The 21694-nt window shown below is 66.7% G+C and carries 11 protein-coding genes; 7 read left to right on the forward strand and 4 right to left on the reverse strand.

Going from position 1 to position 21694, the window contains the following annotated elements; translation table 11 throughout:
• The first annotated feature begins 173 nt into the window (after nt 1–173).
• The 5 genes from acnA to AB0N02_RS07110 all read left to right on the forward strand — a co-directional run bounded on the left by acnA (nt 174) and on the right by AB0N02_RS07110 (nt 14266).
• On the forward strand, nt 174–2945 hold the full coding sequence (gene acnA, locus AB0N02_RS07090; protein WP_363943571.1) for an aconitate hydratase AcnA: 2772 nt from the start codon (nt 174–176) through the stop codon (nt 2943–2945).
• Between the two features lie 630 nt (nt 2946–3575).
• Nucleotides 3576–4448, forward strand: coding sequence for a M48 family metalloprotease (locus AB0N02_RS07095; protein ID WP_363943573.1), 873 nt, complete (start codon nt 3576–3578; stop codon nt 4446–4448).
• 271 nt (nt 4449–4719) lie between these two features.
• Entirely contained in the window at nt 4720–5445 is a 726-nt protein-coding gene (locus AB0N02_RS07100; protein ID WP_363943575.1) for a sulfite exporter TauE/SafE family protein, read from the forward strand.
• Nucleotides 5446–5986: 541 nt separating this feature from the next.
• On the forward strand, nt 5987–13909 hold the full coding sequence (locus AB0N02_RS07105; RefSeq protein ID WP_363943577.1) for a polymorphic toxin-type HINT domain-containing protein: 7923 nt from the start codon (nt 5987–5989) through the stop codon (nt 13907–13909).
• Nucleotides 13910–13915: 6 nt separating this feature from the next.
• Nucleotides 13916–14266, forward strand: a complete 351-nt coding sequence (locus AB0N02_RS07110) for a hypothetical protein (RefSeq protein ID WP_363943579.1) — start codon at nt 13916–13918, stop codon at nt 14264–14266.
• A 290-nt stretch (nt 14267–14556) separates the two neighbouring features.
• On the opposite strand, the gene AB0N02_RS07115 is transcribed toward AB0N02_RS07110, so the two are convergent.
• Nucleotides 14557–15339 (reverse strand): neutral zinc metallopeptidase, encoded by a 783-nt coding sequence (locus tag AB0N02_RS07115; protein WP_363943581.1) that lies wholly within the window; start codon nt 15337–15339, stop codon nt 14557–14559.
• Between the two features lie 153 nt (nt 15340–15492).
• Complete coding sequence (locus tag AB0N02_RS07120; protein WP_363943583.1) at nt 15493–16365, reverse strand: neutral zinc metallopeptidase; 873 nt, start codon at nt 16363–16365, stop codon at nt 15493–15495.
• Between the two features lie 168 nt (nt 16366–16533).
• On the opposite strand from AB0N02_RS07120, the gene dxs reads away from it, so the two are divergent.
• Nucleotides 16534–18525, forward strand: a complete 1992-nt coding sequence (dxs, locus tag AB0N02_RS07125) for a 1-deoxy-D-xylulose-5-phosphate synthase (RefSeq protein ID WP_363943585.1) — start codon at nt 16534–16536, stop codon at nt 18523–18525.
• Between the two features lie 201 nt (nt 18526–18726).
• On the opposite strand, the gene AB0N02_RS07130 is transcribed toward dxs, so the two are convergent.
• Entirely contained in the window at nt 18727–19416 is a 690-nt protein-coding gene (locus tag AB0N02_RS07130; RefSeq protein ID WP_363943587.1) for a VTT domain-containing protein, read from the reverse strand.
• Nucleotides 19417–19558: 142 nt separating this feature from the next.
• Between AB0N02_RS07130 and AB0N02_RS07135 the strand changes: the two genes are divergently transcribed.
• Nucleotides 19559–21064 carry an amino acid permease gene (locus AB0N02_RS07135; RefSeq protein ID WP_363943589.1) on the forward strand — a complete coding sequence of 502 codons (1506 nt, stop codon included), beginning with the start codon at nt 19559–19561 and terminating at the stop codon, nt 21062–21064.
• A 112-nt stretch (nt 21065–21176) separates the two neighbouring features.
• On the opposite strand, the gene AB0N02_RS07140 is transcribed toward AB0N02_RS07135, so the two are convergent.
• Nucleotides 21177–21632: an SSI family serine proteinase inhibitor gene (locus AB0N02_RS07140; RefSeq protein ID WP_363943591.1), complete on the reverse strand. Its 456-nt coding sequence runs from the start codon at nt 21630–21632 to the stop codon at nt 21177–21179.
• Nucleotides 21633–21694 lie beyond the last annotated feature (62 nt).

The raw sequence follows: 21694 nt of genomic DNA on the forward strand, positions 1-21694 counted from the left end.
GTCGAGATATATGCCGCGATATCTTGATATCGAGACAACCGCTGCAACCTGTGAGGGGTCGCTGGTTAGGCATACCTAACCGAATGGTGCACTCCGGCGGTGCGGCAGGATTCAGTTGCGCCCTTTATGTGTGGGTGCGTCAGATAACCCCGGGTGACTAAGGGAGGCGAACCGTGTCTGCGAACAGCTTCGGCAGCCGTGACACGCTCCGCGTCGGAGACGCGGCATATGAGATCTACCGGCTGGACGCCGTCGAGGGGTCGGGACGCCTCCCGTACAGCCTGAAGATCCTCTTGGAGAACCTGCTCCGCACCGAGGACGGCGCCAACATCACCGCCGACCACATCCGTGCCCTCGGCCAGTGGGACCCCGGTGCCGCGCCCAGCGTGGAGATCCAGTTCACCCCGGCCCGTGTGATCATGCAGGACTTCACCGGCGTGCCCTGCGTCGTGGACCTGGCCACCATGCGCGAGGCCGTACGCGACCTCGGCGGCGACCCCGCCAGGATCAACCCGCTCGCGCCCGCCGAGATGGTCATCGACCACTCGGTCATCGTCGACTTCTTCGGCGGATCCGACTCCTTCCAGCGCAACGTCGACCGGGAGTACGAGCGCAACCGCGAGCGCTACCAGTTCCTGCGCTGGGGCCAGACCGCGTTCGACGAGTTCAAGGTCGTCCCGCCGGGCACCGGCATCGTGCACCAGGTGAACATCGAGCACCTCGCCCGCGTCGTGATGATCCGCGACGGCAAGGCCTACCCGGACACCTGCGTCGGCACCGACTCCCACACCACCATGGAGAACGGCATCGGCGTCCTCGGCTGGGGCGTCGGCGGCATCGAGGCCGAGGCCGCGATGCTCGGCCAGCCGATCTCCATGCTGATCCCGCGCGTGGTCGGCTTCAAGCTGACCGGCAAGCTCCCCGCCGGCGCCACCGCGACCGACCTGGTGCTCGTGATCACCGAGATGCTGCGCAAGCACGGCGTCGTCGGCAAGTTCGTGGAGTTCTACGGCGAGGGCGTCTCCAGCGTGCCGCTGGCCAACCGGGCCACGATCGGCAACATGAGCCCCGAGTTCGGCTCGACCTGCGCCATCTTCCCGATCGACGGCGAGACGATCGGCTACCTGCGGCTCACCGGCCGCTCGGAGGAGCAGGTCGCGCTCGTGGAGGCCTACGCCAAGGCCCAGGGCCTGTGGCTGGACCCGTCGGCCGAGGAGCCGGTCTTCTCCGAGTACATCGAGCTGGACCTGGCCACGGTCGTCCCGTCGATCGCCGGTCCCAAGCGCCCGCAGGACCGCATCGCGCTGTCGGACGCCAAGCGGGCCTGGCGCGCGGCCGTCAAGGACTACGCCCCGAGCGACCTGGGCCCGGTGGACGAGGCCTCCGACGAGTCGTTCCCCGCCTCCGACTCCCCGGCCATCGCTCACGACGGCACCGAGGACCTGCCGCACGCCGCCGGTCTCAACGGCGACCGTCCCAACAGGCCGGTCCAGGTCACGCTGGCCGACGGCACGAGCTTCGAGATCGACCACGGCGTGGTGACGATCGCGGCCATCACCAGCTGCACCAACACCTCCAACCCCTACGTCATGATGGGCGCCGCCCTGCTGGCCAGGAACGCGGTCGAGAAGGGCCTGACCCGCAAGCCGTGGGTCAAGACCTCGCTCGCCCCCGGCTCGCAGGTCGTCACCGGTTACTTCGAGCGCTCCGGCCTGCAGCCGTACCTCGACAAGATCGGTTTCAACCTGGTCGGCTACGGCTGCACCACCTGCATCGGCAACTCCGGCCCGCTGCAGGAGGAGATCTCCTCCGCCATCCAGACCAACGACCTCGCGGTCACCGCGGTGCTGTCCGGCAACCGTAACTTCGAGGGCCGGATCAACCCCGACGTCAAGATGAACTACCTGGCCTCGCCGCCGCTGGTCGTCGCCTACGCCCTCGCGGGCACCATGGACATCGACCTGAACAACGAGCCGCTGGGCACCGGCACCGACGGCGAGCCGGTGTTCCTCGCCGACATCTGGCCCTCGGCGGAGGAGGTCTCCGCGGTCGTGGCGTCCTCGATCGACCAGGACATGTTCCTGCGCGACTACGCGGACGTGTTCAAGGGCGACGAGACGTGGCAGTCGCTGCCGATCCCGACCGGTGACACCTTCGAGTGGGACCCGGCCTCGACCTACGTCCGCAAGGCCCCCTACTTCGACGGCATGCCCTCCGAGCCGAGCCCCGTCACCGACATCGCGGGCGCGCGGGTTCTGGCCAAGCTGGGCGACTCGGTCACCACCGACCACATCTCGCCGGCCGGGTCCATCAAGGTCGGTACCCCGGCCGCCGACTACCTCAAGGCCAACGGCGTCGAGGTCAAGGACTTCAACTCCTACGGCTCCCGCCGGGGCAACCACGAGGTGATGATCCGCGGCACTTTCGCCAACATCCGGCTGAAGAACCTGCTGCTCGACGGTGTGGAGGGCGGCTACACCCGCGACTTCACCCTTGAGGGCGGCCCGCAGTCCTTCATCTACGACGCCTCCGCCAACTACCAGGCCGCGGGCACCCCGCTCGTCGTCCTGGCCGGCAAGGAGTACGGCTCCGGCTCCTCCCGCGACTGGGCGGCCAAGGGCACCGCGCTGCTCGGCGTCCGCGCCGTCATCGCCGAGTCCTACGAGCGCATCCACCGCTCCAACCTCATCGGCATGGGCGTGCTGCCGCTGCAGTTCCCCGAGGGCGAGACGGCCGGGTCGCTGGGCCTGACCGGCGAGGAGACCTTCGAGATCACCGGTGTCGAGGAGCTCAACGGCGGCGGCATCCCGCAGACCGTCACGGTCAGGGCGGACGACAAGGAGTTCCAGGCGGTCGTGCGCATCGACACCCCGGGAGAGGCCGACTACTACCGCCACGGCGGCATCATGCAGTACGTCCTGCGCTCCCTGCTCGCCAAGAGCTGAGAGGCCGAAGGCCGCGGACCCGGCCGCCGACGGGCCGGAGCCTTGACCGGGCTCCCGGATCACGGCAGGCCGGGGCGTTGGCCGGGAGATCCGGACGACGGGCAGGCCGGGAGGTTGACCGGAATCCCGGGTCGCGGCAGGGCGGGCCGTGGACCGGGACTCCGGCCGGTGAACCGTGGGCCGGAGCATGGCTTCCGCTCCTCGGCTCCCGGCCTCTGGTTCCCGCTCGTAGGTCTCCGGCTCCCCGTTCTCGAAAGCCGGAGGCCGGAAACAGGGCCGGACCACGGTCACGGAGGAGCGCAAGCGGAGCCGCACCCTGGACCAGGGTCATGGACGGATTCGAGCGGGCGGGACCCCACGGGGCCCGCCCGTCTTCCGTTCTCCAGCTTTCGCGCTCCGTCTTTCAGCTCTGGGTGGTGTTTCTTCGGCGGAAGAATGTCATTCCCCGAGGGATATCCAGAAACTTGTTGTCTCCCGAGTGAAATGCCGGGACAATTCCCCTAACGGGGAAGGGGAGTACCCTCACGCTGCCTGGTCGTCAATACGGCTTTCGCCCGGTCAGGCAGGGTCCGCGCACTCGCGGGCCAGGGGAGACCTTCCAGCTACGTCGACGTGGCTGGAAGGAGAAGCATGCACAGCCACACCCCTCACGGCCTGCACGTCCGGATGTTCGTCTCGATGGCGCTGCTCGGCGTGGTCTACGCGATCCCGGTGGCCGCCGCCCTCTCGATCGGCTTTCCCTGGCCGGTTGTCGCGGTCCTGGCGGCTCTGACGGTCGCCGTCCAATGGTTCGGCACCGAGTGGCTCGCCAGGCGGGCGGCGGGGGCGAGGTTCGTCGACGCCCAGCGGGAACCGGAACTGCACGCGGTACTCGACCGGCTCTGCGCGCTCAACGACCTGCCCAAGCCGCGGGTCGCCGTCAGCCTCGACCCCGTCCCGAACGCCTTCACGGTCGGCCGCTCCCCCCGGCACACCACCGTGGTCGTCACCACCGGGCTGCTGCGCACACTCGAACCCGACGAGCTCACCGCGGTGCTGGCGCACGAGATCGCGCACATCCGCCACCGCGACGTCGCGGTGATGACACTGGCCAGTTCGTTCGCCATCGCGCTGGCCTGGATCGGGCGGAGCACCGGACGGGCCGTCCTGAACGCCCCGGGCGAGCTGCTGGAGGCGGGCCTCATCGGCGCCGTGATCGTGATTCTCGGCGCCTTCGCCGCGTTGGTCGGAGCCCTGGCCCAGCTGCCCTTGCGCGCGCTCAGCCGCTATCGGGAGCTGGCGGCCGACCATGGCGCGGCCGTACAGCTCGGCCAGCCCGCGCTGCTGGCCTCCGCCCTGCTCAAGGTCCACAACCGCGACGCCATCCCCAGCACCGACCTGCGCGCCTCCCGCATCCCGGCCCTCGGCCTGGTCGCCTGCCGCCCCGCCCGCTTCTCCTGGCTGTCCACCCACCCCTCGGTCTCCACTCGCGTGAACAGACTGGAGTCCCTCCTCCGCCACTAACCCGGCGCCCCCTCCTCCTTTCCTCCCCGTCCCTTTCCCGCGTTCCCGGTTTCTCGTTTCCCTCCCCGCGTCCCGTCTCCCTACGCGCGCCTCTCCGCGTTCCCCGCCCCCTACGCTCGGGATCTTCTACAGCGCCGGTACGGCGAGCGGTGAAGCGGGGCGGGTCGGCGCCGATGAGCGGTGCTCAAGCCGGTGAACCCTTCCGGTCGTCCCTCCGGCAGCGCGGTGATATTCGATCGCCCCCAGGGGGAGCAGGCCCTACGGTCTTGGCATGACCGGCGAACTCCTCACTCTGATCATGGTGGGCACGGCCGTCCTCCTGGGGGCGATCGTGCAGGGATCGGTCGGGTTCGGGCTGGGGCTCATGGCGGTGCCCATGGTCACGATGCTCAATCCCGGGGCCATGCCGGGGGCCGTACAGGTCGTCAACGCCACGCTGCCGCTGTTCACCCTGGCGGCCGAATGGCGCCTGATCGACTGGCGCGGAGTCGGATTCGCCGTCCTCGGCAGGCTTCCGGGCAGTTTCCTGGGAGGCCTGGTCGTCCTCTACGTCTCCAAGCGGTCCTTGGGACTCCTGGTCGGAGTGATGGTGCTTGCCGCGGTCGGCCTGACCGTGTGGGCGGTGAGCGTGCCACGCAACGGCCGGACGATCACGGGGGCGGGCTTCGTCTCCGGCATCACCGGCACCGCGACCGGCGTCGGCGGCCCGCCCATGGCCCTGGTCTACCAGAACGCCAAGGGCCCCCAGATCAGGGCCACCCTGGCGATGTTCTTCCTGCTCAGCGCCGTACAATCCATGATCATCCTGGCCGCCCTCGACAGGTTCCCGGCCCATGCGCTGACCTTCGGCGCGCTGCTGATCCCCTTCGTGGTCGCGGGATTCCTGATCTCCAGACCGCTGCGCCGCTTCCTCGACGCCGGGCGCATCAGAACCGCGATCCTCGTCGTGGCCGCAATCTCAGCCCTCACCCTGATCGCCCAGAGCACCCTCGGCTGACCTCCGCCTCTGGTTCCTCACCGGGGAGAGTGTTCCCCGCTTCTCTCCCGAAACGACGACTCGTTCGCCTTCTCTATCACGGGATGTGGGTGAACCTTTCGTTTCGTGACGATCGAAAAACGACGCGTGAGGTCGACTGGCATCACGCACGGTTTTCATGGAGTCACTTAAAGGTGTCGACCCTCTGGGGTCATTTGCTTCCCTGGCTTGCTGCCTGTCAACCGTGCCGAATGGCAAGAATTTTGAAGCGGTTGCGATTCTTGGTCAACTACGACGGGTGATCACGTATGTGAGAATCCAGTGTTCCCGATGTGTGGCGGAAGAGTTTATTCATTTGTTTCTTGCGAAGATCTTGTCCGGGATGACGATCGATGTATACATTTCGTTCGTTTGTGTCCGGCGCGCCTCGTGCGACCTGCTCGTTTCCATGACGGATTGGGAACTTCCGTGAGGTGGCGCCAGGTGTTGACTTCTGCTTTGAATGGCTCGGAGGGTGGCTGCTTTGCGCCGTAATTCGTCATGGCCGAATTCAGTTCGCTGGGTGTTCCTTGTGATGCTCGCGGCGCTTCCGGGCCTGCTGCAGATGAATGCCTTTCCCGCAGTCGCGGCGGCGCGTTTTTCTCTTTCTGCGCAGCCGCCTGACACACCCGACCAGCTTTCCGGGCCGACTGTGGGGCTGCCACACCTGGTGGACGCCGATGCCACCCGGACCCGTGCGGCCGCCGGAGGCGGAAAAAACTCGACGGGTGAGCTGAAGCGGCCCAAAGATGCACCGACGCTCGATGTCAGAGACTTCGGTCGGATCGAGAAGAGGATTACCCGGTCGTCACCGAAAAAGCCCAGATCAGGCATGCTTTCGCCGCAGGAGCGCAACGCCGCGGCGTTGAGCGGCATGTGGATCGAGGGCTACTACCCTGAGGACCAGGAACAGATCGACACCCTTACTCCGCAGTTGCGTGTCGACGGTTACAACACCGGGGACGGTTCCGCGGAGCTCGAGTACTCCTACAAGGTCTGCGCTCTGTCCGACAACGGCACCGTTGGCCTGTGCCAGCAGTCCGGCTGGTTGTGGTGGACCAGTCCGTGGTGGACGGTGCCCGCCGGGTTCCTGAAGTGGGGAAAGCGCTACACCTGGGAGGCCACCGTCCGCGACGCCGCCACCCTGGAAACCGGCACGGTCTCGAACCTGACCTTCGTCACGGGTGTGCGTCAGTCGGTGGTGGGCTCAAAACTCGCCACCCTGGGAGCCGACGGCCAGGAGTTCCATCAGCTCGCGGGTAACTACACCACCAGCGTCACCGATGCCTCGGTGGCGACCTCAGGGCCGCCGCTGTCGGTCACCCGCTCCTACAACAGCCTGGACGTGCGCACCACCGGGATGTTCGGCGTCGGCTGGTCGACCCGCTTCGACATGAAGATCCAGCCCGAGACGGGCACTCCACAGACACTGCTGGTGACATATCCCGACGGTCGTGAGCTTCGCTTCGCCACCAAAAGCACCGCGGCGGGTGTCACCAGTTTCCAGTCCCCACCCGGCATCCAGGCCACACTGACCACCGTCACCGGCGGCGGCTGGAAACTGATGGACAAGTCGTCGACCGTCTACACCTTTGACGCGCAAGGCCGTCTGACGAAGGTGACGGACAACCGCGGCCGGACACAGGACTTGACCTACGGCACCAACGGCAAACTGGCCACGGTCACCGCGGCCGGCGGCCGGTCGCTCGCCTTCACGTGGACAGGCGACCACGTCACGTCCGTGGCCACCGACCCGGTCGGAGGGCAGCCGCTGACCTGGACCTACGTCTATGACGGCCAGCGCCTGAGCCAGGCCTGCTCCCCGCTGGCGGCTCCGAACTGCACCACCTACACCTACGCTACGGGGTCCACCTATCGGGAGAGCGTCCTGCAGGACCGGCCTCTGGGGTACTGGCGAATGGGTGAGAGCCGTTTGATGAGCGGTGCTTCCTACAGCTACTTCCCCGATGAAACGGCACTGTCGGGAGGCGCTTACCTCCCTTCTGGGACCTCCGGGGTGCAGACCGGCAAGCCCGGTGCGCTGACGGGCACCACGAACGCCTCGGCCAACTTCCAGGGCAGCGGTACCACCTCCTGGGCCAACGTTGACGGTACGTTCCCCAGACTGGGCAAGAACATATCGATTGAGTCGTGGTTCAAGACGACCAACTCGGGATTCATCTTCTGGTCCGGTAGCTCCAGCGTCTGGTACCCCAGCATTCTCGCCTACGGGATTCCCGGTCTCTACGTCGGTGTCGACGGTAAGCTGCGCGGCCAACTGCAGTTCCCCCTCATCGGGCCGTACACCCCGGTCACCTCTTCGCAGGTCGTCAACGACGGTCAGTGGCACCACGCGGTGATCACGGCTGACAGCAGCGTCACCAAGCTGTACGTCGACGGCGCCGCGGCGGGTTCGGTCAATCTGGGTGCCGAGGAGAGCGAGTGGATGCCGATCAGTATGATCGGCAGCGGCAGCGCCGATTCGTATCTGCCCGGCGCCCCCAGTGGACGCTCCGTCCCCGCGGAGTTCGGGTTCAAGGGTCTCATCGACGAGGTCGCCGTCTACGATCGCGTGCTCACCCCCGCCCAGATCAGCGCGCACTACGCCGCCCGTGCCGAGGCGCCTTACAAGCTGAGCAAGATCACGCTGCCGTCCGGGCGGGAGTGGATGTCCACCACCTACGACCCGGCCAACAGCCGGGTCGCCACCCACACTGACCAGCACGGCGGTACCTGGACCCTCGGCGCCCCTGTCTACAGCGACAGCGGTGAGCTGGACTACGACAGCGAGCGGACCACGATCACCGTGACCGACCCCAACGGCAAATCCCAGGAGTACGTTCACGACTCCTGGCGCAACGACCGGCTCATCAGCCGGAAAGACCAGCGCACCCCCATCACCTCCGTCACCTCCTACGAGTACGACAGCACGGGCTTCCTGGCCAAGACCACCGACCCCAACGGCAACGCGGTCGAGCAGGTCAGCGACGAGCGGGGCAACGTCACCAAGGTCAAGACCTGCCGGGCGGCAGGGAACTGCCAGACCACCTATCAGGCGTACTACCTCAACAGCGGCGACGAGTTCGACCCGCGCAACGACCAGATGACCGCCAGCCGGGACGCCCGTTCAACCGGCGCCACCGACAACACCTACGCCACGAAGTGGGAGTACACCACCAAGGGCGATGTGTCCAAGGTGACCACCCCGGCCACCTCCGACTTCCCCTCCGGCCGCTCGGCGACCATCACCTACACCGACGGCACCGAACCCGCGGTCGGCGGCGGCACCACCTCGGCGGGCCTGCGCAAGTCCAGCAAGGACGCCAAGGGCAACGAGACCACCTACCGCTACACCGCAGCCGGGGACGTGGCCGAGCAGACCAGCCCGTCCGGCCTGGTCACCGCGTTCACCTACGACGCGGTCGGCCGGGTGGTCTCCCGTAAGGAGATCTCCCAGGCCAACCCCGCCGGGATCACCACCACGTTCACCTACAACGGGCTCGGGCAGGTGCTGACCCGGACCGATCCCGAGGTGGAGAACGAGGTCACCGGCGTCACCCACACCGCCAAGACGACCTACACCTACAACGCCGACGGCAACAAGCTCACCGAGACCGTCACGGACCTGACCGGCGGGGATCCGGCGCGCACCACCACCTACACCTACGACACCCACGGTCGCGTCGAGACCGTCACCGATCCCGAGGGCGGGGTGACCCGCACTGCCTGGGACACCACGGGCGCCCAGATCTCGGAAACCGATCCGCTCGGTACGGTGACCGCCTTCGCCTACACCGAGCGCGGCGAGCCGGCCACCACGACGCTGAAGAACTGGACCGGCAGCCCGGTCAACCCGCAGGCCCCCCAGGACAAGGTGCTGGAGTCCAACGCCTACGACCCGGCGGGCCGCCTGGCCAGCCGGGTCGACGCGATGGGCCGCAAGACCACCTACACCTACTTCACCGACGACCGCCTGTCGCAGACCATCGCCGACGACGTCCGGCTGAACGGCTCCACCACCGCCACCGACGTGGTGCTGGCCGACAACACCTACGACGCGGCGGGCAACCTCACCAAGCGGATCATCGGCGGGGGCAAGGCCACCACCGACTACGTCTACGACGCCGCCGGCCGCACGACCTCGACCACGTTCGACCCGGCCACACTCAAGCGTAAGACCGCCTTCACCTACGACGCCGCCGGCAACGTCACCCGCGAGACCTTCAGCGGCGCGGGAACCACCCGGACGGAGTTCACCGACTACGTCTACAACGCGCTGGACCAGGTGACCCGGCAGACGGTCGAGAACGGCACCGACGACCTGGTGACCACCAGCACCTACGACGACCGCGGCTTGCTGACCGCCACCATCGACCCGCGGGGCAACGCCACCGGCGCCACCGCCGCCGACTTCACCACAACTCTGCGCTACGACCTGGCCGGACAACTGGTGGAGACGAAGGCCCCACAGGTGAAAGTCGACAAGAATGGCTCGGCCGCCGACGGTCGGCCTACGGTGAAGTACGGCTACGACACCGTGGGCCTGCGCACCCACACCGTGGACGCGGAGGGGCGGACCGTTGTCTCGGCCTTCGACAAGATCGGCCGCCTGACCTCTGCTACTCGGCCTTCCTATACGCCGCCGGGTGGCAGCGCCCTCGTTCCGAAGGTCAGCTTCACTTATGACGCGGCGGGCCGCGGGACCCAGATCACCGACGAACGCGGATACGTCACCAAGACCGACTACGACGCTCTCGGCAATCCAGTACGTAGGACAGATCCCGGCCCGTCCGGGCCGGGGGGAGTGTGGACATCGGAATACGACCTGCTGGGCGAGACATTGGCCACGGTCGATCCGACAGGTGCCCGCAGCGAGGCCACCTACGACGACCTCGGCCGCCAGATCACCCAGACAGAGATCGAGCGCACACCGACCACCGCCGCCTACACCACCGCGCTGACCTACGACACGGCGGGTAACCTCACCAAAACCGTCGCACCGGGCAACAAGATCACCACCTACACCGTCAATGCCGCCGGAGAGGTGACCGCGACCACCGATCCGCTCACCAGGACCAGCACCGTCGGCTACGACATCCTCGGCCGTGTGGCCAAGTCAACCGACGCGCTGGGCAACGCCACCGAAACCGACTACGACCTGGCCGGGCGCAAGATCACGATCAGAGACCTCGAGAAGGTCGGCAGCAGTACCACGACCGTCCGTACGGTCGGGTTCGGTTACGACCCGGCCGGTAACCAGACCAGCACCACCTCCGGGGAGGGCCGCGTCACCCGCCGCGACTTCGACGCCCTGAACCGGGTGACCTCGCTGATCGAGCCGGTCTCCGCCAGCAAGTCGATCACCACCACGCTCGGCTACGACGCCACCGGCGCCCGCACCCGCCTGACCGACGGCCGTGGCAACGCCACCTGGACCACCTACAACAGTCTCGGCCTGGCCGAAGCTGTCACCGAACCGGCCACCACCGCCCACCCGGCCGTCCCCGACCGCACCTGGACCGCTCTCTATGACGCGGCCGGTAACCCCGTGGCCACGCTCCAGCCCGGCGGAGTGCGCATCGACCGGGAGTTCGACCCGCTCGGCCAGATGGTCAAACAGACCGGCACCGGAGCCTCGGTGACCACCCCCGACCGCACCTACGCCTACGACCAGGCAGGCCGTACCACCGCGATCGGTGACTACACCCTGGACTACAACGACCGCAGCCTGCCGACCAAGGTCTCCAAAGCCACCAACCAGGTCGCCACCTACGCCTACGACGCCCTCGGCAACACCACCCAGCGCGTCGATCCGACCGGCACCGCGAACTACACCTACGACGACGCCAGCCAGCTGAAAACAGCTGGTGATCCGGTGACCGGCCGCACCTGGACCTACGGCTACGACGACGTCGGTCGGCTCACCAGCCAGACCTCCAGCGGGACGGCCAACACCCAGACCTACACCTACGACGGGGTCGACAGGATCACCTCTCACACGCTGAAGAGCGGCGGCGGTACCCAGCTCGCGAAGATCACTTATGGGTGGGACAAGGACGACAACCTCACCACCAAGACCACCGTCGGCACCGCGGGCGCCGGCACCAACACCTACGGCTATGATCACGCCGGCCGTCTGACCTCCTGGACCGCCCCCGGCGGCGCGACCACCGCTTACGAATGGGACGACGCCGGCAACCGCACCAAGGCCGGAAGCAAGACCTACACCTACGACGAACGCAACCGTCTGCTGTCGGGGGACGGTACCGACTACACCTACACCCCCCGCGGCACCCTGGCCACCGAGACCAAGGCGGGCGTCACCAACAACCTGGTCTTCGACGCCTTCGACCGGCTTATTTCCGACGGCGACGCCACCTACGGGTATGACGCCCTAGGCCGGGTTATCTCCCGGACCAAGGGCACCGACCAGCAGCGCTTCATCTATTCCGGGCTGGACAACGACATCGCCACCGTCACCAACAGCACAGGCGCCATCTTGGCCACGTACGGTCGCGACCCCTTCGGCGGCCTGCTGAGTTTGCACGAAGGCGCCACACCCGCATTGGCGACTATGACCGACCTGCACGGCGACCTGGTCGGTACCTTCTCCGACACCGCCTTGGTCGACTCGATGGCATACGACCCGTTCGGTCAGGTTATTCAGCGTACGGGCACTCAGCGCGCGCTTGGTTACCAGGGAGAGTACACCGACCCGGACAGCGGCAAGGTCAACATGGACGCTCGCTGGTATCAGCCCGGCACCGGCGCCTTCACCTCCCGCGACACCGCCACCCTTACCCCGGATCCTTCTGTCCAGGCCAACCGTTACACCTACGCCAACGCCGCCCCACTGGCCAACGTCGACCCCACCGGCCATATCACCATCGAGACCGGAGGACGTCAGAGCGGCGGAGGCGGAGTCTCCGATTGGGAGTCATCGGGTAACTTGGCCGACTACCTGGCGCCGACCGATTCGAGCTGGGGCTTCGCATCGCTGGAGGTCATTCCAGGGAAGCCGTACAACGCGTGGCCCGACCAGCCGTGCGGCTGCATTGATTCACAGGGAACCTATGACGCTCAGTTCGGGCTGTGGGCATGGGCTCCGCTGTTTTCCGATGGCGAGGCGGAAAGAATAGGCGTAATGCCGAACGGCAGGCCTATACCCAAAGCCTCTCCAGCGGCCGGAAATGCGCTGCCGACAGCTGGCGGAGGAGCAGATGCATGCGCGGCGGATCCTAATAGCGCTAAATGTAAGAATATGTGGAAGAAGTGCGCCGTGCAGTACTCAAATAGGGCGTGCGACCAGTGGTTCAAAGCTTCCGGTGAAGTTTTGATGATGCAGAGGTTCGTACAAGGCTGCACGGTCAACAAGGTGGGGAAGGGCCTTGGTGCCGACGTGTGCGGGCGGCTGGCGACCATGCTCGGAATCACAGGGAAGGAATGGAGTGCGTTAGTCGAGAAGAAGTTCTGGGAGAAGCTCGGTAAAGGCCTGATGGCTGCTCTCAACGCGGTCGTCGACTTCTTCATCGAAGACGCGGTGAACTGCTTTAAGGGTGACTTCGCCTCGTGTGCGTTGCTGGCGATCGATGTGGCGAGCGGTCGCACGCTGAAAGCTCTTAGGGGAGTAAGTAAAACCTTCGCTGTTCTCGGTAAGGGCCTCAGGGCGGTTGACAAGGCCTGCGGTAACAGTTTCCTGCCGGGAACCAGGATCCTTATGGCCGACGGCTCTTCCAAGCCGATCGAGGAAGTGGAGACCGGTGATCGTGTGGTCGCGACCGATCCCGCGACCGGAAAGGCCGAGAGCCGGCCTGTCACGGCCTCGATCGTTGGTGAGGGCACCAAGCGCCTTGTGCGCCTCCGTGTCGACACGGACGGCAGCGGTGGTGACCAAGTGGGCCGGATGACGGCGACGGACGGGCATCCTGTCTGGGAGGACGATCAGAATGACTGGGTCGACGCGGGTTCGCTGACCGCGGGAATGCATCTGCTCTCCGCTGAAGGGGAGCGGCTGGAGTTGCTCTCTGTTCAGGAATACGTGAAGCGGGAGCAGCGAGTCTACAATCTGACCGTAGAGGGTATTCATACCTACTACGTGATTGTCGGGAACCAGAGCGTTCTCGTACACAACACAGATTTTTGCATAAGAGTCACGTCTGTCTTTGAGAAGAGCCCCGCTCTTTTGAAGGCGGCAAATAAGGCGATCACCAACGAGAAAGTGAAGAGGGAGATGGATACGCTGCTCTCGAAATTGATGGAAGGGAACACGAAGCCTGGAATAGATTCGAAGTACCTGGGGCACGGTATATCCTATCTGCGCGGCAAAAGAGGTGCGCGTATATATTATAGGCAGGTTGGGGGTGGTATTGAAATTGTCGGAAAGTCCGATAAGAAAAATCAGCAATACGTGATAGACAGGCTCGGGGAGATTTACGGAAAGAAGTAGGGGAAAGTGCTTCACTTTGATGAAGGTGAGTTCACGGTCGACTTCCCTATAGGGGGGCCTGAGCTGGATGATCTCGAACTCGTCGATGACGTCGATGTTTTCGTCACGCTTCGTGATGGCACAAGTTGGCTCGGAGTGTTCATCTCGCTTGCAAAACTTGCCAGTTCGATGAAGGTCCGAGCGGAGAGCGGCGAGCTTAGAGGTGGTCTCTACCACTGGGAGAGCGGCTTGGTCATAATGCGACAAGCCGGAGTCAGCGCCATACTTGAGGCGATCAGAGACATGGTCGCGGAAGGGGACGTTGAGGAGCATTTGATCAAGCAGCTGAAAGACGATGACCCTGATGAAACGTCTTGATGGGCTGCGGGATTGGCTCGCGTGAGTCGACCGTTTTTCCGTCCGGCCTGAGGTTTGCGTTCGCCAACCGCTTGATTGTTTTATAAAAATATTTTGCTCTCTTTTTCTCCTTCGCTTTCAGGGGTCGTCTACGACCAGCTATGCCTGTAAGACCGCCGGGGATCGGGAGAGGGGAGATGGATAAAAAACCACTCGTCGTGCTGTCGGAAGCGACGACGAGTGGTTTCGGAAAAATCTCATCACAGGTGTTCACCTTGTCGGGGTGAAAACCGTCGAGAAGGGGAACGGGGTCAGGAGACCTTGGCGGCGGGGGCGGAGAAGGTGTTGCAGACGTCGGGGGTCTCGGCGTCGAAGCCGCGCCTGAGCCAGAACGCGATGTTCTTGGACTTGCCGTGGCTGGCGGTGTCGTAGGCGGCCTGGGCCACGTAGGTGAAGTCGGACTCGCGGCGGCCGAGGGCCTGCCAGACGCTGCCGATGAAGGCGCCGCTGAAGCACTCGGCCTGGAGCTCGATCTTGCGGATCGCGGCGAGGGTGGCCTTCTCGTTCTTGTACTTGCGGTTGCCGACGGCGTTCATGATGCCCGACAGCTGCTGCACGTGGTGGCCGTACTCGTGGGCGAGTACCTCGAACAGGAACAGCTCGGTCGCCTGGGAGAGGATGCCCGGGTCGAGCAGGAAGGTGATCTTCTTGTTGTAGGGGCAGTAGACGGCCTGCGCGCCCTTGGGGAACTTGCCGCAGCCGGTGGGGACGCCGGCGCGGGAGGTCGTGACGAACTTGGGCTTGGAGAAGGGGATCCTGGCCTTGGTCAGCTGGTCCTGCCAGCTGGTGTTGAGGCAGTCGAGCACGAACTCGAGATAGACCCGGGCGGCGTCGAGGTCGTCCGGGTTGATGGGCTGCTCCTCGCACGCCTTGATCTCGAATTTTCCGCTGTGGTAAACGGGATTATTCGTCTCAGGGCTCTTGCCCGCGGCGGGGACCGGCCCGTTCTGCTCGAGGACGCCCGCAGTGGCGGTACCGGCGAACAGGAGGCTCGCGAGCACGCCGGAAAGCAGGGAAATGACGGAGATACGCATGATCCCGCACCCTAATGGAGGTAAAAGGGCGGGTAAAGCGAAATGCGGCCGTACCCCGGAGGATACGGCCGCATGCCGTGGACAGGGCGGGCGGAAGTGCGGTCGGCCGCCGCCCCAGGGGAAACCAGGGGAAAGAAAGGGAAACGTCCCAGGTCAGGCGACGGTACGGCTCGGCGCGGTCCAGGTGTTGCACGACGACGGGGAACCGGAGTTGAAGCCCCGCTCCATCCAGTAGGCCTGGCTGCGGCCCCTGCCGTGGTCGTTCTTGGCCCAGTTCTTCTGGCCGTTCTCGGAAACCCACTCGACCATCGAGTCCCACTGCTCCTGGTCGACCGGCAGGTCGGCGGAGACCTGGCGCAGGAACGCCGAGCCCAGGCAGTCGGCCTGCAGTTCGAGGCGGCGGGAGAAGGCGAGCTTGGTCGACGCCCCGGCGCGCCAGATGCTCTGGCCGTAGTAGTTCATGACGCCCATGAGCTGCTGCACGTGGTGGCCGTACTCGTGGGCCATGAACTGGGCGTGGTTGGGGGCGTAGGGGTTCTTCAGCACGTCACGGAAGACACCGATGTAGATCATGCGGTTGCTGGAGCAGTAGTAGCCGCCGGCGCCCTTGGGCCAGGGGCCGCAGGGGCTGCCGACCCGGGTGGTGACGAAGCGCAGCTTCGGCTGGGCGAAGGGCAGCTTGGCCTTCTTGAACTGGGTCTTCCAGGACAGGTTGAGGCAGCGGGTGATGCGGGTCATGAAGTACCGGTAGGAGGCCGCGCTTCCCGCGCGGATCTGCCCGGCCCCGCAGCTCATCTGGGGAAGGGTGCCCGTGCGGTACAGGGGGCTGGCCGTCGCGGCGGTGCGGCCGCCCGGCACGCGCAGCGTCGCGCCGGCGGCGGCGGGCGACTGCGCGGTGGAGGACTGCGCCGCGGAGGACTGTGCGCTCGGGGAGGCGCCCGCGGAGGCCGCGGTGGCGAGGGCCTGGGGGGCCGGAAGTGCGTCTGCGTTCGCCGTACCAATGCCCGTGACCAGGGTAAATGCCAAGCAGGCGGTGGTGAGTGACGATAGTTGCCTAAAGGGGAGAGTGCTCATGGTGAGGCAAAGGCTATTGCAAGTGTGGATAAAACGTGCAGAATCGTTGTCCTCGGAAGAGGCGCCCCTCACGCGAACTAGACTCAGCTCTGACGCTGACCGATCAGAGGGGATGATTCCGTGAGTGAGCGGACCGGGCGGCCTGGCAGTCTGCTGGATTCGGTCGGGGGCCCACGGGACCTCAAGACGCTGGGAGCGGACGAGCTACCCCGGCTCGCCGCCGAGATCCGGGACCTGCTGATCAGCTCGACGGCCCGTGGCGGCGGTCACCTGGGCCCCAACCTCGGCGTGGTGGAGCTGACGATCGCCCTGCACCGGGTCTTCGACTCCCCCCGTGACCGCATCCTCTGGGACACCGGCCACCAGGCCTACGTCCACAAGATGCTCACCGGCCGCGCGGGACGGTTCGACACGCTCCGCCAGGAGGGCGGCCTGTCGGGCTACCCCAGCCAGGCCGAGTCGGAACACGACGTCATCGAGAACTCCCACGCCTCGACCGCGCTGTCCTACGCCGACGGCCTGGCCAAGGCCTACAAGCTGCGCCGCGAGAGCGACCGCACGGTCGTCGCGGTGATCGGCGACGGGGCGCTCACCGGGGGCATGGCCTGGGAGGCGCTCAACAACATCGCCGCCAGCAAGGACCTGCCGCTGATCATCGTGGTCAACGACAACGGCCGCTCCTACTCGCCGACCATCGGCGGCCTCGCCTCACACCTGGCCTCGCTGCGCGCCACCCAGCGCTACGAGGACATGCTGGAGTTCGTCAAGGACAACCTGGCGAAGGTCCCCGTCGTCGGCCCCCCGGTCTACGACGCGCTGCACGGCGTCAAGAAGGGCATCAAGGACGTCCTGGCCCCGCAGGTCATGTTCGAGGACCTGGGGCTGAAGTACATCGGGCTGGTCGACGGTCACGACGAGCAGGCCGTCGAGGCCGCGCTGCGCAAGGCCCGCGGCTTCCGCCGCCCCGTCATCGTGCACGTCCTGACCAAGAAGGGCTTCGGCTACTCCTTCGCCGAGAACCACGACGAGGACTGCTTCCACTCGCCCAGCGCCTTCGACCCGCTGACCGGCGAGGAGAAGCCCAAGCCGCACGGCTGGACCAACGTCTTCAGCCAGGAGATCGTACGGCTCGCCGCCGAACGCCAGGACATCGTGGCGATCACCGCCGCGATGCTCGGCCCGGTCGGCCTGATCCCGTTCTCCGAGGCCTATCCCGACCGCCTCTACGACGTCGGCATCGCCGAGCAGCACGCCCTGACCAGCGCCGCGGGCCTGGCGCTCGGCGGGCTCCACCCGGTGGTCGCCGTCTACGCGACCTTCCTCAACCGGGCCTTCGACCAGCTCCTCATGGACGTCGCACTGCACCGCCTGCCGGTCACGGTCGTGCTCGACCGGGCGGGCGTCACCGGTGACGACGGCGCCAGCCACAACGGCATGTGGGACCTGTCGATCCTGCAGGTCATCCCAGGCCTGTCGATCGCGGTGCCGCGCGACGAGCCGCGCCTGCGCGAGCTGCTGGCCGAGGCCGTCGAGGTCGAGGACGGCCCGACCGTGGTCCGCTACCCCAAGGGGCCCGTGGCCGCCGAGATCGAGGCGGTCGGCAGGATCGGCGGGATGGACGTGCTGCGCGCCGCCCCCAGCCCGGCGGACGCGGAGGGCATGGAGGGCATGGAGAGCGCGGAGCAGGCGGACGCCGACTCCGACGTGGACGCCGACGTGCTGCTGGTCTCGGTCGGCCCGATGGCCGAGCTGTGCGTGGAGGCCGCCGCCCTGCTCGACGCCCAGGGCATCTCGGCGACCGTGGTCGACCCGCGCTGGGTCAAGCCGCTGGACGAGGCACTGGTGACGACCGCCGCCGCGCACAAGCTGGTCGTGGTGGTCGAGGACAACGGCAGGGTCGGCGGTGTCGGCGACGCGGTCGCCAGGACGCTGCGCGACGCCGACGTGGACGTTCCGGTCCGCACCTACGGCATTCCGCAGCGCTTCCTGGATCACGCCAAGCGGGCGAAGATCCTCGGCGAGATCGGCCTGACCGCGCAGGGCATCGCCCGCGAGATCACCGAGGCGGTCGCCAAGCGGTCCCCGGCTCTGGAGAACCAGCCGGCTCGCTGAGCCGACAGCCGACGGCCACGTACGGGTCCGCGCGAACACGCATCGGTTCGCGCGGACCCGTATCGGTCTGTGCGGACCGAGATTGGTCTGTGCGGACCAGTGTCGGTCTGTGCGGACCGGGATCGGTCTATATGGGCTGGGATCGGTCTGTGCGGACCGGTGCCGGTCTGTGCGGGCCGGGTGTGCCTGGCGCGGGAGCCGTCAGCCGGTCTCGCCGGGGTGGCCGGCCTTCGCGGGTGTCGCGGCTCCGTCGGGACCGCCGATCTCCGCCGTAGCCGTAGCCGTAGCCGTAGCCGCAGCCCTGCCCGCGCGCGTCCGCCGTGCGATCACGATGAGGCCCGCGGCCAGTACGGCGGCGCATCCGGTGATCGGCACCATCAGGTGCTGGTTGTCACGCATGAACTCGCCCGCCAGGGAGCCCAGCACCAGGTAGGTGGTCACCCACGCCGCCCCGCCCGCGACCGCCCAGCGGATGAAACGGCCGTACGGCATGCCGAGGCTCCCGGCCAGGACCGGGGTCAGCGCGTTGACCATCGGCAGGAAGTAGGCGGCGGCGAGCGCCGGACCGCCGCCCTCGCCGGTGGTGATCCGTTCCGCCCGCGCCCAGCGGTGCTCGCCGATCCACCGCCCGGCCCTGCTGTGACGGACACGCGGGCCGTACCGGCGGCCGATCAGCCATCCGCCGGTGGCGCCCAGGAAACAGCCGATCACCCCGGCGGCCGCCGCGACCGCGATCTCGGCGGGGCCCGTCAGCGCCGTTCCCGCCACGATGATCGCCGCGTCCCCGGGGAGCACGGCCCCGATCAGCAGGGAGCCGTCCAGCGTCAGGAGCGCCAGCAACGCGGCACCGACCAGAAGTGGGTCTAACTGACCCAGCGTGTCCAGGAGCATGACCTCATGCTTTCGCCGGGTGGGCATGGCCACATCAGGACTTTCCCTTAAAGAACCCGGAACCTCACCGTTCAGCCACTGATCCGTTGGGCATGACATGCCCCATAGATGTTGGCGACTGTGGATGGTCAAGGAGGACCCCATGGGGGCGCAACGTACTAAAGGAGTTCTACGGGTCAAGTCGGTGGAGCAGTCGATCAGGGATACCGAGGAACCCGAGCACCGGTTGCGCAAAGACCTTTCCGCGATCGACCTGACGGTCTTCGGCATCGGGGTCATCATCGGCACTGGAATCTTCGTGCTCACCGGGCGCGTCGCCAGAGACCTGGCCGGACCGGCGGTGGCGTTGTCGTTCGTGGTGGCCGGGATCGTCTGCGCGCTGGCGGCGCTGTGCTACGCGGAGTTCGCCTCGACCGTCCCCGTGGCCGGATCGGCCTACACCTTCTCCTTCGCCACCTTGGGAGAGTTCCCCGCCTGGATCATCGGCTGGGACCTGTTGCTGGAGATGGCCCTGGCGGCCGCGGTCGTCTCGGTCGGCTGGTCGGGCTATCTGACGTCGTTGCTGGACTCTCTCGGGATACCCCTGCCCGGCTGGATAGCCGGGGAGGGGGCGACCTTCAACCTGCCCGCGGCGCTGATCGTGCTGATCCTCACCGCGGTCCTGGTCGCCGGGGTCAAGCTGTCCTCCAGGGTCAACCTCGTCATCGTGACCATCAAGATCGCGGTGGTACTGCTGGTCATCTTCGTCGGCCTGTTCTTCGTGAGAGGGGCGAACTACACGCCGTTCATCCCGCCCGCGGAGCCGACCCCCGCCGTCAAGGGCCTGGCCGCCCCGCTGATCCAGGTGCTGTTCGGGGTCACCCCCGTCGCGTTCGGCGTCTTCGGCATCTTCAGCGCCGCGGCGATCGTGTTCTTCGCCTACATCGGCTTCGACATCGTCGCGACCGCGGCGGAGGAGACCCGCAACCCACAGCGCGACCTGCCGATCGGCATCATCGCCTCCCTCGCCGTCTGCACCGTCCTCTACGTCGCGGTCTCCCTGGTGGTCGTCGGCATGCAGCCGTACGGGCAGCTCAGCGAGTCCGCCCCGCTGGCGGACGCGTTCAAGGCGGTCGGCCAGACCTGGGCGGCGACGCTCATCAGCATCGGCGCGCTGGCCGGTCTCACCACCGTCGTGATGATCCTCCTGCTGGGCCAGTCGAGGGTGCTGTTCGCGATGTCGAGGGACAACCTGCTGCCGCGTGGCCTGGCCAAGGTCCACCCGAGGTTCGGTACGCCGGCCCGGATCACCGTCATGATGGGTGTCATCGTCGCGATCCTGGCCGGGCTGGTGCCGCTGTCCACGATCGCCGAGCTGGTCAACATCGGCACGCTCTTCGCGTTCGTGGTCGTCTCGATCGCGGTGGTCATCCTGCGCCGCACCCGGCCCGACCTGCCGCGTTCGTTCCGCACCCCGCTGGTGCCGCTGGTGCCCATCCTGTCGGTACTGGCCTGCGTCTACCTGATGATCAACCTGCCGGTGGAGACCTGGATCAGGTTCGTGGTGTGGATGCTCCTCGGGGTCGTGATCTATGCCGCGTACGGCTACCGCCACAGCCGGGTGGCCGAGGTGATCCCGAGCAGACGCCAGGACGTCGACCCCGTCTGAGTCCGCACCGGTCCGTCACGGAACCCGGGGACGCCTGCGCCGAGGAGACCCCGAAAGCATCCGAAGAGCCGGGGAACTCCTCGTCAGGAGCCGGAAGCTCGTCAGAAGCCCGTCAGAAGGAGAAGACCGGGCCGGTGAGCGCCGTCATCTCGCACCGGTTGTCGTAGGTCCGCGAGAACCGTACCGGTCTTCCCTCCCAGGTCCCGGAGGCGTTCACGGTGTGCGGCACGTACTCCTCATCGCAGATCATGTCGATGTCGTAGGTCATCTTCGCCAGGTCGCCGCCGAACCTGCGGAGCATGCCGCAGGCGGTGGCGAAGGAGGGCAGACCGGTGTCGTCCCGGTCGCAGCGCAACAGGACGCTCCTGGCCGGACCACCGGCGACCGAGAGGCTGAGCGTCAGCGCCGATCCGGTGCCTGAGACGGGCAAGGCGGGCGAGACGGGCGAGACGGGGGCGGAGGCGCCGGGGACGCCGGATGAGCTGTCCGAGGCGGGCGACGAGGTCGTGTGCAGCGTGGTCGCGGCGAGGAACGTCACGGCGGCGGACACGATCTTGACGGTTCTCATGTCACCGGTTATTCCCGCCCCGCGACAAAGCTCTGATCCGGATCATGCCAAAGATCCGCCCG

Origin of the sequence: Streptosporangium sp. NPDC051022 (assembly GCF_040683035.1) — a bacterium.
GTDB lineage: Bacteria > Actinomycetota > Actinomycetes > Streptosporangiales > Streptosporangiaceae > Streptosporangium.